Source organism: Schaalia odontolytica (assembly GCF_002847525.1).
Taxonomy (GTDB): domain Bacteria; phylum Actinomycetota; class Actinomycetes; order Actinomycetales; family Actinomycetaceae; genus Pauljensenia; species Pauljensenia odontolytica_B.
Window position 1 is genome coordinate 1 of sequence record NZ_PKKM01000007.1, and the last position, 15,559, is coordinate 15,559.

Annotated in this window: 9 protein-coding genes and 1 CRISPR repeat array; of the genes, 4 read left to right on the top strand and 5 right to left on the bottom strand. The window is 61.8% G+C overall.

Annotated elements, in window-relative coordinates:
* Positions 1-141 precede the first annotated feature (141 nt).
* Positions 142-3,954: direct repeats of the CRISPR family, unit length 36 nt; unit sequence GCTGAGAATTGATCACCGATCCCCTTTGATATACTG.
* A 49-nt stretch (positions 3,955-4,003) separates the two neighbouring features.
* The 3 genes from cas2 to cas9 are packed head-to-tail and all read right to left on the bottom strand — an operon-like array spanning position 4,004 to position 8,666.
* On the bottom strand, positions 4,004-4,324 hold the full coding sequence (cas2, locus tag CYJ22_RS05770) for a CRISPR-associated endonuclease Cas2 (RefSeq protein WP_101601760.1): 321 nt from the start codon (positions 4,322-4,324) through the stop codon (positions 4,004-4,006).
* Position 4,325: 1 nt separating this feature from the next.
* Positions 4,326-5,243, bottom strand: coding sequence for a type II CRISPR-associated endonuclease Cas1 (gene cas1, locus CYJ22_RS05775; protein WP_101601763.1), 918 nt, complete (start codon positions 5,241-5,243; stop codon positions 4,326-4,328).
* 6 nt (positions 5,244-5,249) lie between these two features.
* On the bottom strand, positions 5,250-8,666 hold the full coding sequence (gene cas9, locus CYJ22_RS05780; RefSeq protein WP_101601765.1) for a type II CRISPR RNA-guided endonuclease Cas9: 3,417 nt from the start codon (positions 8,664-8,666) through the stop codon (positions 5,250-5,252).
* Between the two features lie 255 nt (positions 8,667-8,921).
* Between cas9 and CYJ22_RS05785 the strand changes: the two genes are divergently transcribed.
* From CYJ22_RS05785 to CYJ22_RS05800, 4 genes are all read left to right on the top strand, one after another.
* Entirely contained in the window at positions 8,922-10,640 is a 1,719-nt protein-coding gene (locus CYJ22_RS05785) for an ATP-binding cassette domain-containing protein (protein ID WP_101601767.1), read from the top strand.
* A gap of 92 nt (positions 10,641-10,732) precedes the next feature.
* A complete protein-coding gene (locus CYJ22_RS05790) occupies positions 10,733-11,182 on the top strand; it encodes a phage holin family protein (RefSeq protein WP_101601770.1) in 450 nt (149 codons plus the stop codon).
* Entirely contained in the window at positions 11,179-11,607 is a 429-nt protein-coding gene (locus CYJ22_RS05795; RefSeq protein WP_101601772.1) for a DUF3618 domain-containing protein, read from the top strand. Before CYJ22_RS05790 ends, CYJ22_RS05795 begins: the two co-directional genes overlap by 4 nt.
* 234 nt (positions 11,608-11,841) lie before the next feature.
* Positions 11,842-12,120: a DUF3073 domain-containing protein gene (locus CYJ22_RS05800; protein ID WP_003790993.1), complete on the top strand. Its 279-nt coding sequence runs from the start codon at positions 11,842-11,844 to the stop codon at positions 12,118-12,120.
* A gap of 449 nt (positions 12,121-12,569) precedes the next feature.
* On the opposite strand, the gene purM is transcribed toward CYJ22_RS05800, so the two are convergent.
* A complete protein-coding gene (gene purM / locus CYJ22_RS05805) occupies positions 12,570-13,730 on the bottom strand; it encodes a phosphoribosylformylglycinamidine cyclo-ligase (protein ID WP_101601775.1) in 1,161 nt (386 codons plus the stop codon).
* 100 nt (positions 13,731-13,830) lie between these two features.
* On the bottom strand, positions 13,831-15,399 hold the full coding sequence (gene purF / locus CYJ22_RS05810) for an amidophosphoribosyltransferase (RefSeq protein ID WP_101601918.1): 1,569 nt from the start codon (positions 15,397-15,399) through the stop codon (positions 13,831-13,833).
* Positions 15,400-15,559: the final 160 nt, after the last annotated feature.

Here is a 15,559-nt window from a genome sequence, read left to right on the forward strand (position 1 = left end):
TCCGCACTCGGATTCCGAAACCTCAACCACTACATCACCCGAGCACTCCTCGAAACCGGAGGATTCAGACCCCAACTACACCCTCAATTATGAAGAGCCCCTTTGATATACTGGTGGGGGTCTGGTAGGTTTCGACGTGTTGCTGAGAATTGATCACCGATCCCCTTTGATATACTGTTCACCTGGATGGCCCACAACAACACCTGCTGAGAATTGATCACCGATCCCCTTTGATATACTGCACCCGCTCATGACCGGCGAACCGAAGTGCTGAGAATTGATCACCGATCCCCTTTGATATACTGAGCAGGGGACGGGTCCGTTTATGAGGCTGCTGAGAATTGATCACCGATCCCCTTTGATATACTGTGGGCACGCCGCGCGATCGGGCGCGGACGCTGAGAATTGATCACCGATCCCCTTTGATATACTGCACCCGCTCATGACCGGCGAACCGAAGTGCTGAGAATTGATCACCGATCCCCTTTGATATACTGGTCTCTATCTCGACCCTTGTGCCCGGGCGCTGAGAATTGATCACCGATCCCCTTTGATATACTGCCGGTCGTGATCTGCCACTGGTGCAGGGGCTGAGAATTGATCACCGATCCCCTTTGATATACTGGGCGGCGGCTGCAGTGTCGTAGTTTGCGGCTGAGAATTGATCACCGATCCCCTTTGATATACTGTCAGGCCTGGCCAGGTGCCAGAGCCAGAGCTGAGAATTGATCACCGATCCCCTTTGATATACTGAGGTAGGTCTTCAGGCGGACGATAGTGAGCTGAGAATTGATCACCGATCCCCTTTGATATACTGATCAGACGCGGAACGTGTACGAGCCGTTGCTGAGAATTGATCACCGATCCCCTTTGATATACTGGATCGACTGTCAGGCCGAGGGGCGAGCGGCTGAGAATTGATCACCGATCCCCTTTGATATACTGGATCGACTGTCAGGCCGAGGGGCGAGCGGCTGAGAATTGATCACCGATCCCCTTTGATATACTGCCCGCGAAACGGTACAGCTTGCGGTTGGGCTGAGAATTGATCACCGATCCCCTTTGATATACTGAATTCCCGGTATATGCGCCGTTTTTGAGGCTGAGAATTGATCACCGATCCCCTTTGATATACTGGCCTTGGACTGGTCCGGCGACCCCGCCAGCTGAGAATTGATCACCGATCCCCTTTGATATACTGTCAGCGGTCACGTGACTTTCGATGCTCGGCTGAGAATTGATCACCGATCCCCTTTGATATACTGTCGGCTACCACCAAGACCGTCACCCTCGGCTGAGAATTGATCACCGATCCCCTTTGATATACTGCCAGGACCTCGACGTCATCGCCGCCGCCGCTGAGAATTGATCACCGATCCCCTTTGATATACTGCGCGCGCTCAGGAGCGCCACGGCGGCGCGCTGAGAATTGATCACCGATCCCCTTTGATATACTGGACACCATTGAGGAGCGTCAGGACGTGCGCTGAGAATTGATCACCGATCCCCTTTGATATACTGCGTTCTCGAAGATGTTGCTGTGTGCCACGCTGAGAATTGATCACCGATCCCCTTTGATATACTGAGTTTCGCCCGCCGGAGAGCAGCTGCAGGCTGAGAATTGATCACCGATCCCCTTTGATATACTGCGCCGCTCGACACGGACATCACGGACCGGCTGAGAATTGATCACCGATCCCCTTTGATATACTGTCTTGTCGATCTCTTCGCGAGCCAGGCGGCTGAGAATTGATCACCGATCCCCTTTGATATACTGGCTTGTTGACGCCGCGCGTCCATGATGCGCTGAGAATTGATCACCGATCCCCTTTGATATACTGGCTGGAAACGAGAACTCGAACTGTGGGAGCTGAGAATTGATCACCGATCCCCTTTGATATACTGACCAAGGGTTGATTGAAGTAGACGCCCGACTGAGAATTGATCACCGATCCCCTTTGATATACTGGTGGGCGCGAACGGCCAGGGAAAGACAAGCTGAGAATTGATCACCGATCCCCTTTGATATACTGCGCATGAGCGCGGTCTTTCCCGATTGACGCTGAGAATTGATCACCGATCCCCTTTGATATACTGGGCACGCTCTGCGCCATTACTCGGCGACGCTGAGAATTGATCACCGATCCCCTTTGATATACTGACATCAACGACTACGTCGACGCCGCCATGCTGAGAATTGATCACCGATCCCCTTTGATATACTGGATGGGGACCACACCATCGAAGCGGAGAGCTGAGAATTGATCACCGATCCCCTTTGATATACTGAAGCCGCGATCGAGCAATACGATCACATGCTGAGAATTGATCACCGATCCCCTTTGATATACTGCGTCGCGTTTACAAGTTCGCGTATTACAGCTGAGAATTGATCACCGATCCCCTTTGATATACTGTTGTCGATCACCCACGCCTGCCAGGGGTGCTGAGAATTGATCACCGATCCCCTTTGATATACTGGTTCTTCGGCGCGCACACCGGGCGGTGGGCTGAGAATTGATCACCGATCCCCTTTGATATACTGCCGGATACATGTCGGTCGGCGTCGAGATGCTGAGAATTGATCACCGATCCCCTTTGATATACTGCCTACCTATATGGGCAGTCTACAGCTCGTGCTGAGAATTGATCACCGATCCCCTTTGATATACTGTCGACGGTCGGCGGCTGCTTGGAGCCGGGCTGAGAATTGATCACCGATCCCCTTTGATATACTGCCGACCTCGCGACCAAGCGACGGCGATAGCTGAGAATTGATCACCGATCCCCTTTGATATACTGCGCCCACGTGACCATTACCAACCACAACGCTGAGAATTGATCACCGATCCCCTTTGATATACTGGTAGAGCCCAGCTGCACAGCGGTTCCGGGCTGAGAATTGATCACCGATCCCCTTTGATATACTGTACTGGCTTCCCATCCCCACGCGCCGTCGCTGAGAATTGATCACCGATCCCCTTTGATATACTGCACGGCCGCGCCGGCCGTGCCCGCGCTCGCTGAGAATTGATCACCGATCCCCTTTGATATACTGTCGGCAACCATGCCCGAGATCAGAATGAGCTGAGAATTGATCACCGATCCCCTTTGATATACTGCTGCTGCCCGCGCCCGAGCGCCCGAGGTGCTGAGAATTGATCACCGATCCCCTTTGATATACTGACAACGGCAAGCTCATCACCTACGAGCTGCTGAGAATTGATCACCGATCCCCTTTGATATACTGCCGTTGACGAGCAGGACGCGGCCAGCCTGCTGAGAATTGATCACCGATCCCCTTTGATATACTGGCGTCGTGAGCTGACACGCTTCATTCACGCTGAGAATTGATCACCGATCCCCTTTGATATACTGAGGTCGAGGAGGAGGTCTTCGCCGGCCTGCTGAGAATTGATCACCGATCCCCTTTGATATACTGTGATACTTACCAGCAGCTCGCCGTGCGAGCTGAGAATTGATCACCGATCCCCTTTGATATACTGTCGAGAGGCTGCGAGCTGCGATCTTCTCGCTGAGAATTGATCACCGATCCCCTTTGATATACTGGAAAACCACCGTCGGGACCATGCCGGGCGCTGAGAATTGATCACCGATCCCCTTTGATATACTGATCGCCCCGAGCGGCTTCGCGCCGAAAAGCTGAGAATTGATCACCGATCCCCTTTGATATACTGGTTGTCCGGTTCAAGCGGGGCAAGCTGTGCTGAGAATTGATCACCGATCCCCTTTGATATACTGATGGGCGCTGTCGATGCGCAAAACCTTGGCTGAGAATTGATCACCGATCCCCTTTGATATACTGTTCACAGACCGGCTTATACGTGTCGCCAGCTGAGAATTGATCACCGATCCCCTTTGATATACTGCCACCTTCGATGGCATGCGCTCAGCCATGCTGAGAATTGATCACCGATCCCCTTTGATATACTGAGATCCCCTAGTTTTCCCTGAAAAATAGCGGAAAACCAGGGGATCTTCGTTAGAAAATCATGAGCTGTTCAGGCGAGCCGCGCTCCTTCCGAGGCTTCGCGTTCTCAAAACGAAGCCCCGTCGCCCACTGCCGATCCGTCAGTGCCAATACCCGAACCTGCCCACCCTCCGGCAGATGAGTCTTGATCGCCCGCAGCGTCGCATGATCCTGCCCACCGGTCGGCCAGTACTTCACGTACACGCTGAACTGCACCATGCAGAAGCCCCAATCCAGAAGGTCATTGCGGAAACGCGTTGCCTCGCGACGCTGTTTCTTCGTCTCCACGGGGAGATCGAACATCACCAAGCACCACATAGCGTCATCCGCCATGTCAGTTCTCCGTACCCACAGACGACGGTCCCTGCCACGAGAACACATTGAGGCGATCGATGTCTCCCTCCACGTAACGACCGAAAGACTGAGCCAGGGCTTCGGCTACGGCCGGGATACCGTGCCCATCTTGATCAAAGCGCTGGCAGGCAGCCGCCACTAGAAGTTGCTTCACCGGGCGATCCGAAGGAGATGCCGTGGGCGGGAGCTGCAGGGCGACCTCATCAATCGCCGGCCTAAAGGGCTCGATCAAATCGTCGGCAAGGGCGAAGGCATTGCCTCGGCCGCGGTGGAAGACTCCAAGCGCGGGCGCCAGCCCCGCCGCCAGAACAGCGCGCATCAGGTGCCCACGCAGCACTGAATACCCGTAATCCAAACAGGCGTTCGCACCGATCAGTTGGCCGGCTGCCGGTTGACGCCCGACACCCTTTCCGAGGGCGCGCGACCAGTACAGGCGAGCCGCCTGGGCCTCCACGTTTCCGGGGTCACCCGAACGAACCTGATCCGCGAGCGCGAGCAGTTCGCCGCTTCCCCGAATCTTGAGGTTTTTCAGAACCGAGGCTTGTCCCTCAATCTTTGCTCGAATCAGACGGGCCCACGCGTTCTTCTTCCGAGGCAGCGATACCTCCGCCTGGGCTCGATGACGGGCTGCTACTCGGCCATGATCTGACCACGAGTAGCAGCCTCCTTCCGGGATACCCCTCCAGTCACAGAAGAGCACAGCGACATCGGCCTCAGCTAATCGATGCAGAACAGCGGCGCTGAGAGCGACCTTCATACCCACGAGGACAACAGCAACCTCAGCGACGGGAATAGTCGTTGATACTCCCTTTTCAGGGCACACCTCCACCCCACCACGCGTCGATCGAAGCTCACCCTCGAAACCACACAGGTCGATCACACGCCACTGCTCTGCCATCCGACATCACTCCAGCATCATCGATACGGGCAACGATGCTGATGAGCGCCAACGCTCCTCACCCAGGCAGTTTCGCCGAATCACTCGAACACCACCTGCCTGGAGCAATACGTTTATGGCAGTCACCCAGCCGGGATCGTCAACTGCTTTACGCACCTCGTCTGGTGTTGGTTCGATGCCAAGCCTCGCAGCATCCTTATCATCAACAAACCCCTCCTTCGAGAGTAACAAGGGTTTAATTCGAATCTTTGAGGCCGATTTGAAGCCCGCTACCCGCCATGCAGTGAGCTCGGGATACCGGGAAAACACCTTCGCGATAGAACCATCACCATACATTGATGGATTCAGCTGCAGCTCATCGCCCTCAACTAGCCATCCAATCTGCGTGGCTGTCCCATCAGCGATTGCCTTGCGAATCTTAGTTTCCGAAGTACGCATTGAGATGCTCGACTGCATGAGTGGTGTCGTGAAGAGGTCTTGGTGCTTCATGCGGCGCAGATCCACCTGGAAGACTCGAACCATCGCATACGTTGTTTTCTTGCCATCAATGCGGTAAATCCTTGCGTGATGAATCGAGTTTGCAAGCTTGACGTATCCGCCCCGCACCTTCAAGCACGCTGAAGGAGAACCAAAGAAGTTCAGTAGCTCCGTTGGTCCTACGTGCCTGCCATTTACGACGATTGTCCGATTCAGGTTCTCGGGAAGGCCTTTGACGGGATCAAAATCGGAGCAACGGGTGAGAGCTGTCCATAAAGCCGGAGTCTCAGCGCGGTCAATCAAATCAATAGGAATAGCATCTCCAAGCGCACATTGCACCCCCCTTTCCTTCATGGTTGTTGAACCCTTCTTCACGGGCTTCGTATGGGAGAAGGAAAACAGCGTATCTTCATGCACGGCGCTCGAATTCATTCGGAGACGGATGTTCTCATTGAAGGGAATTGCGTTGTCACTCAACGCAATATTGAAGAGCTCGACGCCGCGAAGCATCGACTCACGCCAGGATTCGAAGCGCTGCGACGCCTCGCCCGGTTTCCCATAGAAGTTCTTCCACGTCTCTTCTAGGCCAGCAAGACGTTGCGCGTCGCGCATGTTCACACGCAAGGCAAGCGTGCGGGACACCGACGGATTCATCAGCGCGATGACGAGTGCGTCCATCGCGTGGTGACGCCTGTCGAAACGAGTCTTGCCTCTGCCACCGATCAGATTGACTCGACTCTCAAAGCCCGAGGCCTTCCTAGCCTCCGCCGTCAGCTGGCCACGGTAAACACCCACGGAAGGCACAGCCTCTTCGTCACGCGTACGGTAGAAGCCCTCGATACGAGTCCTCAGTTCAACAGCCATCCACGCAACGGACTCCATCGAGCGACCATCGAACTCTTCATCCGGCTTACGGGACTTGAGACGGGCCGAAACCTCGCGCTGCAGCTGCTTGAACTGCTTGGGCGACATGCCGTTATCACGCTGCCACATCTTCACACGATCAAGAGCGCCCTTCAGAGAGACACCCCCGTTCGTATGATCGGACGACGCCCACGCGGCAAAAGGAATGGCCCCCTTCTTGTGGTTACACGTACGGCATACCGCAGCCAGGTTGGAACGATCGTTCGTCGAGGACCCATCTGCGCGCGGGACGATGTGGTCCATTTCTGCCGTAGCGAACGAAATCGATGCACCACAGTACAGGCACTGACAGTTCTGCCTCTGCAGCGCAAAATACCTGATCTGATCAGACCGATGAATCTTGCCCGACAGCTTGAGTTTCTCTGCCATAACCGCGACAGCTACCTTATTCGCCTTACGGCGCTTCTCATTTTCTTGCATGAGCTCACGCGCAACTTTCTCGGACCCGAGACCGTCACGCGCATGCTCAATGTTGATGACCGTCGGCTCGCCCCAGCGCTCCGTTGCAGTGTGCAGCCATCGGCTCACCTGCTTGAGCACGCGATCGACGGCCGGGTTGCCTGTCGGCGCAGCGATCGGCTCCACTGCAGGCTTCCAGTCATCTCCGACATTGAACTCCAGGCGACGTGCAGTGTGGAGATCTACGCCGTCACGCAGCATCCTGTCCGTCAGGCGACGAAGGCTATCCAGCGAGTATGCCGCTCGCCCCTGGGGTAGTGAAATCTTCTCGAATTCGACCTGGTCGCCCTCTGTCGCCTGCTCGAGCAGCTCTGCGACCTCATCGTTCACGTCGCTGGTATCTTCGGAGCCGCCGGAGTTCGAGAAGGCGTCCACAAAGTAGCCGCGCTGCTCATCATCCGCGTCCTTCCACCACTCCTTGAGCCACTTGACTTTGCCGGCCATGATCTTCTCGGTGGTGACGTCGGTCGGGGGATTACGCAGGACCGGCGACCCATCGAACGAGGCCTTCGCTGTACCACGCAGATCCGAACGCTCGATTCCCAAGTTATCCGCCAGATCCTGCCAGGTGACCTCCTGCTTGAGGCCAGCAATCAGCAGGAAGTCAGTCAGACCTTGCAGCTCCTCCGGAGTCAGCGGCCGCTCCGCGCGCCCCTCACGAACACGCAGGTTCGCCAACACACTGACAATGCGGAACTTCTGGAATACAGGGTGTGCCTTCTCCGCACGCACATGCTTACCCTGACCCGGCAGCTCATCGTGCCCCACGAGGCCACGCTCCTTCGCGCTCCCCTTAGGGGACTTCGCCTGAAAAACGGCTCGGATCAGCCGATCACGGTCAGCAGGATCAATCTGCTGCACGTCGCAGATCCGGCGGATTTCCTCCGCATTATCGCTCTGGTGGAGTTTACCCTCGAGAATACCCTCGGGGCCACGCAGCTTCGGCGTGCCAGGGGCCTTCACATAGTCGGGGTGAGCGAGATACGCATCCACTAGCTGACCGGGGGTCGTGTCGGCTGGAAAATCCCTACCGAGGGAGGTACTGATTCGCTCGTTGAGTCCTTTCAGAAACTCACTCGGCTCTGCGGACTGCAGCAACGTCTCAACCTTGGCGTAGGGGTTACGCCAGCCGCGGTGGCGAGCCATGTGACGCAGCGCGATCGACAACGCTGTCTTTCTCTTATCGTCGTCGGCGATATACCCCTCGAGTAGTCGCGAGCGCACATGCCATGGCTCTGTCGGATACTTGAATGTGGACTGATCAGGCAGCGGCCACCCGAAATCCTTGGAGATGACACGATCCAGATTTGCCAATCGCTGACGGCGAGTGTGGTAGAGGCGCCTCGTTCGCCGGGCAACACCCGCCGTCAGTTTTCGGCTCTTCGCTGCCTTGTTTTCGTTCGGATCGACACCGGCGTCGTGAATGAAAACCATGGAGTTCAGCAGCTTGATGGGCTGATCGTTGCGGTCGACCTCAACCGCGCAGAAGCCAATAGATTTCAGGCCGACATCGATGCCGACACGGTAGCGGATACCCGGGACATTTTCTGAGAAATCATTCATGGAACACATAGTGTCACACCGCACACACATTTGCGTACGCTTTAAAAAATTACCGGGCCCTTCGCGGAGAAGGACCCGGTGGAGCATTCGGAGCCGCTAACGAGTCGGCTCTTACTAAGAATTGATCTGCAACCATGCTACCCCGGCACGATCGGAGATGCAAGCCACATCCACGAGGACTTTTCGGCGAGGCCACCCCACCCACTTCCGCGCGCCACTGCGACACATGGGGCGCGATCCTGAAACAATGGGGGCATGTCGAATGACCCGCGTGAAAACCTGCATGGCTCGGACAGCCAGGAGCTGGCCGACGTGACGGCCGACGCCGCCCGCACCGGCGCCGAGCGAGCCGCCTCGACCCCCACCCACACCTCCGACGAGGCGCCCGCCCCGCGCAGCGCCCTCTCGTCGTTCGAGGAGATCCTCAGCGGCGCCACCCACGAGGCCGACGCCCCCACCGCCGACACCCCCGCAGAAACGCTCGCCGACGACGGCGCGCAGGACCTGCAGGAGACACTCGTGTCCCCCACCCCCCTCGTCGCCACCGACGAGGCCGAGGCAACCCCCGCCGCGCTCGCCACCGACGCGGCGGCAGCATCGGAGACCGCCGCAGAGACCGTCAGCGACATCGCGCCCGAGACCGCGACCCCGCAGGCCGCACCGCAGCAGCCCACCCAGGAGCTCACGCCGGCCAACAGCGCCAACACCACAGCCAACGGCGCGGCAACGAACGCCAACAGCGCCGCCCGCAACGACCTCGTCGTCGCCGCCCCCGTGCACCTGCCGCCCGCCGAGCCGCGCCCCTGGTACCGCTCGCGTCGTTCCTTCTCCGCGAAGGGCCGCGGCGGCCGCGTCCAGGTCGCCGGCCTGGGCATCACCTACACGGACCATGTGACCGGCGCGGTCCTCCTCGCCAATATTGATCTGGGCTTCCGTGCCCGCTCGCTGAGCGCGATCCTGGACCCGACGGGCCGCCGCGCCCGCGCCCTCTTCCTGATCCTCGCGGGCCTCGAGGAGCCGCAGGCCGGCCGCATCGTCGCCGCGCCCTCGCGCTCGCTGGCCGCACGCCTCGCGGGCCGCATCGGCTCAGTCGCGCTGATCCGCGCGGACTCCCCGCTCGACGAGTCCCTGACGATCCGCCAGAACATCCTCGCACCCCTGTCCGCGACGGGCTCCGTCGCCGACTGGGACAACCTCGTGGGCGCCCTGCAGATCACGGGCCTCGCCCAGCGCGTCGACCTGCGCCCCTCCGAGCTCTCCGAGTGGGAGCGATTCAAGGCCCTCATCGCCCGCGCGATCGTGTCCGGCGCCGAGGTCTTCCTCATCGAAGACCCCATCTCCCTGCCCCCGGCCGCCCGCACCGAGCTCGAGCCGCTCCTGCGTTCCCTCGCGAACGCGGGCTGCGCGGTCGTCATCGCCACCCCGTCCGTGGAGGTCGCCGCCGCCTCGGACCGCGCAATCCTGCTGACGAACGGCCGCGTCACCCTCGACGCTCCCGGCCCCTCCGCCGCGCTCATCGCCGCCTCCCTGGAGGCCAACCCCGAGGACCCGAAGGCTCTCCTCGGCCCGATCCCCTCGGCCCTGCCCGCTTCCTTCGACGAGGTCATCTCCCCCACCGGGTCCGCCTCGGCCCCCGCGTGGCACCCGCTCGGCACCGCCGACGAGGCCGGGGCGCAGACCTCGGACGCTCAGCAGGCCCCCGAACCCGAGGAAGCAGCCGAGGCCGCCCTCGACGCCGCGACCACCCGCGTGGAGGCAGCGCCCACCCGCGTGGAGGCAGCTCCCGCCCAAGCAACCCAGGCGACCGAGGTCCCCCAGGCCTCGCCCGAGCCCCGCACCGAGACCGCGATGCGCGGCATCCCCGTCGTCGAAGCCGAGGACCCGGCCATGGCCGAGCCCGAGGTCTCCGACCTGGTCGTGCGCGCCCGCAAGATCCTCTCCGACCTCCCGGGCTCGATCGCCCCGCAGGAGTAACGTAACGGTCACTGCGAGCCGTCATTCTTCGTGAGACACTAGGCGTATCAGGCGAGGCCTCGCCTCGTTCACCCGTACGCGCAGGAGCATCCATGACTCAGCCCACCCCTCAGCCCGGGCAGTACCCGCCCCCCGCAGAGCCCGCACGCGCCTCCGGCGAGGCGCGCCCCAGCATCGGCACCCTCTTCGCGTCCGTCACCGGACAGCTTTCCAGCATCATCCGCGGCGAGATCGAGCTCAACAAGGCGAAGCTGCGTGCCTTCGCATCCAAGAGCGGCAAGGGCATCGCCCTCCTCCTGGTCGCCGCGGTCTTCGCCCTGTACCTGCTGGGATGGATCTTCCACACGATCGAGGTCGCGCTCGCGCTCGTCGTCCCCGCGTGGGCAGCGTCGCTGATCGTCGTCGCGATCCTCCTGCTGATCGTCCTGATCCTCGCCCTGGTCGGCTCCCGCTCCCTCAAGAGCGCGCAGGAGCACCGCCCGGATCCGGCCGCGTCCGTCGCCGCCACCAAGGAAGCCATCGAGAAGGGACTGGGCAAGTGAGCACCAACCTCGATACTCGTAACGTGACCGTCGGCGAGGCCGCCCCCGCCGAGCCGCGCACGGAAGCTCAGATCACCGCCGACCTCGAGCGTCAGCGCGCCGAACTGGCCGCCACGATCGACCAGCTGTACGCGCGCGTCCAGCCCGCCGCCCTCGCCCAGGAGGCGAAGGACGAGGCCACGGCCCGTTTCGCGTCCTTCAAGCAGTCCGCGTCGCTGACCCTGCAGGACGCCGCCGGAGGCAACGCCGAGGCCCTGAAGAAGGTCGGCATCGTCGCCCTGTCCGCGGTCGGTGCTATCGGCGCGATCGTCCTGCTGGCGACCCGCTCATCGCGTCGCTCGCGTCGCGAGGCCCGCCGCGCCGCCCACGAGGCCGCCGCGCGCACGCTCGAGGCCCTCAAGTCCGACCTGACCGAGGCTCTGTAAGCACCAACTGACGCGAACCGGCGTAACTCCGGCCACACCGGCCGAGGGTTGCGCCGGTTCTATTTCCCTAGTTTCGTGGGCTTCCGCGCCCCTGGAGTCGCTCCGCTGAGCGCGCAAAACGCAATCCAAGGTGAGGTCAAGGCCCGTCATTAGCTATGATGGTCCCACGAAACATTTTGAACACCCAGGGAACCGCTTTACGCGGACCCGAACGACGCGGAGGGGGTCGACGCCATGGGGCGCGGCCGTCAAAAGGCTAAGCAGATGAAAGTCGCTCGGAAGCTGAAGTATTTCAGCCCCGACACCGACCTAAACGCACTTCAGCGCGAGCTGGCGGATGAGGACTCGTACCTGGCACACGTGCCGGCGGACGAGCCCGAAGAGGACGATGCAATCGACGACGACCTCTACTCGAAATACGCCGACTTCGCCGAGATGCCCGCGGAAGAGGACGACATCGATCCGGAGCAGCTCGATGAGTCCTTCTGGACGGGTGGTTCCTCCACTAAGTAACGGCTCAGCCACACGGCGGACCGAGAACCGGTCCGCCGCTTTGGCGTACCCGAAACGCTATTTCTGAGCACGCACACGTGATTATCCGAGGCGCGTTTTATGCCCATACTCGATAAGGTGTGCACCACTTAGGGAGCATTACACCACTTAGGGAGCATTACACCGCCTGGGAAGTGGTGTAATACCCAGCTAAATGGTGTAACACCACTTAGGAACAAGCCAGAACGCGGCTTCCGTACCGAGTGCGGGATGCCGGGGTGACGGAGGCCTCTCGACAGCCCCCTCCAGAACCCAGCAAATTACACGCCCACACAGGACAAAGCCAGGCACACATGCATCTGTATGCGCGCACACGATAAGGGGTCGAGGCCCGCAGGCCTCGACCCCTCTCGTGCGGCAACGCTCTCAACACGGGCGCGCCGCCCAGCTCAGCTCAGGCCACGCAACGCTCAGCCGACGCGGTACTCGCCGTGCAGCAGCACGGCGCCCGCCTGGACGCCCTTCGTGCCGGAGATGAGGCGCACACCGGAGGAATCAGCACCGAGGTCGGCAACCGACCCGAAGCCGGCCACGGTTCCATCGATCCCCGCCGACGTGACGGAGCCCAGGACCCACGCGGCCACCCCGGCCTCGTTGATCGCGGACAGGACCTCGGAGGCCACGGAGGCCGAGACGACGGCGACCATGCCGACGCCCAGGTTCAGGGAGTCCTCCATGCCGACCCAGGTGACGTCGCCGCCGCGGCGCACCCAGTCGAACACGGCGGGCACGGTCCACGTCGAGCGGTCGACGGTCGCCACCGCGCCGACCGGCAGGACGCGCGACAGGTTTGCGGCCAGGCCGCCGCCGGTCACGTGCGAGTAGGCATGAATCCCCTCGACACCGAAGCGCTCGACCAGGTCGAGGCAGAGGCGCGTGTACAGACGCGTGGGCTCGAGGAGCTCCTCGCCGAGGGTGCGGCCAAACTCGGCCACGTGGGACTCCAGCGAGGCGCCGACGCGGGAGACGACGGAGCGCACCAGCGAGTAGCCGTTGGAGTGCAGGCCCGAAGAGGCCATGGCGATGACGACGTCGCCGCCCGTCACGCGCTCGGGGCCCAGCAGCTTGGAGGCGTCCACGACGCCGGTCGCGGCGCCCGCGATGTCGTAGTCGTCGGGCTCCATGACACCCGGGTGCTCGGCGGTCTCGCCGCCGATGAGGGGCGTACCCGTGGCCTCGCAGGCGCGCGCGATGCCGGTGACGATGGCGGCGATACGCTCGGGGACGACGTGCCCGCAGGCGATGTAGTCGGTCATGAGGACCGGGCGCGCGCCGATCACGACGATGTCGTCGACGACCATGCCGACCAGGTCCTGGCCGATCGTGTCGTGCACGTCCATGGCCTGCGCGATCGCGATCTTCGTGCCCACGCCGTCCGTGGAGGTCGCGAGCAGCGGCTTCTCCATCCCCAGCAGCGCCGACGCGTCAACCATGCCGGCGAATCCGCCGGTCGCGCCCAGGACGGTGGAGTCGTGGGTGGCGGCCACCGCGCTCTTCATCAGCTCGACGGCGCGGTCGCCCGCAGCGGTGTCGACGCCAGCGGTCGCATAGTCCAGGGGGGTGTCGGTCATGGGTGATGCCTTTCGCGGATGGCGCTCGACGAGGCCGTATCTGGGTGGTCGGGGTGAGAGCAACGCCCGCGGCGCAGGGGTTGCGTCGCGGGCGTGGAGGTTAGCAGGGGGTGGCTTCGGGGGTTCCGGGCACGGGCGTCCCGGCGGGGATCGTCTCGGGGTATTCGCCGGTGAAGCAGCCCAGGCACAGGGAGTTGCCCTGTCCGGTGGCCGCGACCATCCCGTCGATCGACAGGTAGGCCAGCGAGTCGGCGCCGATGGATTCGCGCACCTGTTCGACGCTCATGGACGAGGCGATGAGCTCGGCGCGCGTCGGGAAATCGATACCGAAGAAGCAGGGCCACAGCACCGGCGGGGAGGAGATGCGGATGTGCACCTCGGCGGCCCCGGCCTCGCGCAGCATCCTGACGAGCGCGCGCTGCGTGTTACCGCGAACAATCGAGTCGTCGATGACGACCAGGCGCTTGCCTTCGATGACCTCGCGCAGGGGGTTGAGCTTGAGGCGGATGCCCAGCTGACGCAGCGACTGCGTGGGCTGGATGAAGGTGCGGCCCACGTACGCGTTCTTCACGAGGCCCTGGGCGAAGGGGATGCCGGACTCCTGCGCGTAGCCGATCGCGGCGGGCGTGCCCGAGTCGGGCGTGGGGATCACCAGGTCCGCCTCGATGGGGTTCTCGCGCGCCAGGGCGGCACCCATCTCGTGGCGCGCGGCCACGATGCGGCGCCCGCCGATCGTCGTGTCGGGGCGGGCCAGGTACACGTACTCGAAGACGCAGGTGTTGGAGCGGCGCACGGCGAAGCGGCGCGAGTGCACACCCGACGCGTCGATCGAAATGAGCTCGCCGGGCTCGACCTCGCGCACGAAGGTCGCGCCACACAGGTCCAGGGCGGCGGTCTCGGAGGCGACAACCCAGCCGGAGGCCAGGCGGCCGAGCACGAGCGGGCGGTAGCCGTGCGGGTCGCGCGCTGCGTACAGCGTGTGCTCGTCCATGAAGACCAGGGAGAACGCGCCCTTGATACGCGGCAGGACCTTCAGGGCGGCGCCGACGAGGGGCGCGGGCTCAAGGTCGTCCACCGACGAGGCCGGGGCGGCCTCGTCCCCATCGGCCTTCGAAGGCGTCACGGACGGGGACGCGATGAAGGGGGTCGGCCCGGGGATGCGGTCGGCCATGCCCAACAGCGCGGTCACGAGGGAGGTATCGGTGGAGGCGCCGCGTTCGAAGTCCTCGCCGTCGTCGGCGATCTCGGCAGCGAGCTCGCGCAGCTCGACCGTGTTGGTGAGGTTGCCGTTGTGGCCCAGGGCGAGCGTGCCCGTGGGGGTGGGGCCGAGCGTCGGCTGGGCGTTGCGCCACACGTCCGCGCCGGTCGTCGCGTAGCGGACGTGGCCCAGGGCGATGTGGCCGCGCAGGCCCTGCAGGGACTGCTCGGAGAACACCTGCGACACGAGGCCCTGATCCTTATACACGAGGATCTGCTTGCCATTCGATGTCGCAATACCGGCGCTCTGTTGGCCGCGGTGTTGCAAGGCATAGAGGGAGAAGTAGGTCAGGCGGGAAACGTCCTCGCCCGGGGCCCACACTCCGAAGACGCCGCAGTGATCATGCGGGTGATCGTCTCCGAAGATTTCCTGGTCGGACAGTGTCATGTCTGGCTGCGAGACGGGAAGCACGCTCTCACTTTCCCACACTTTTTCCCTCCTCGTGACATGAATCCACGTTGTGGCGGGCACACGAGAGCGCGACGGAGCCCGTACGCAGCGCGTAATTGCGCACGCTTTGCGGGGCAGAATCGGTCTCTCCAGTGTCGAGATGACACAATGGAGTGCAGCA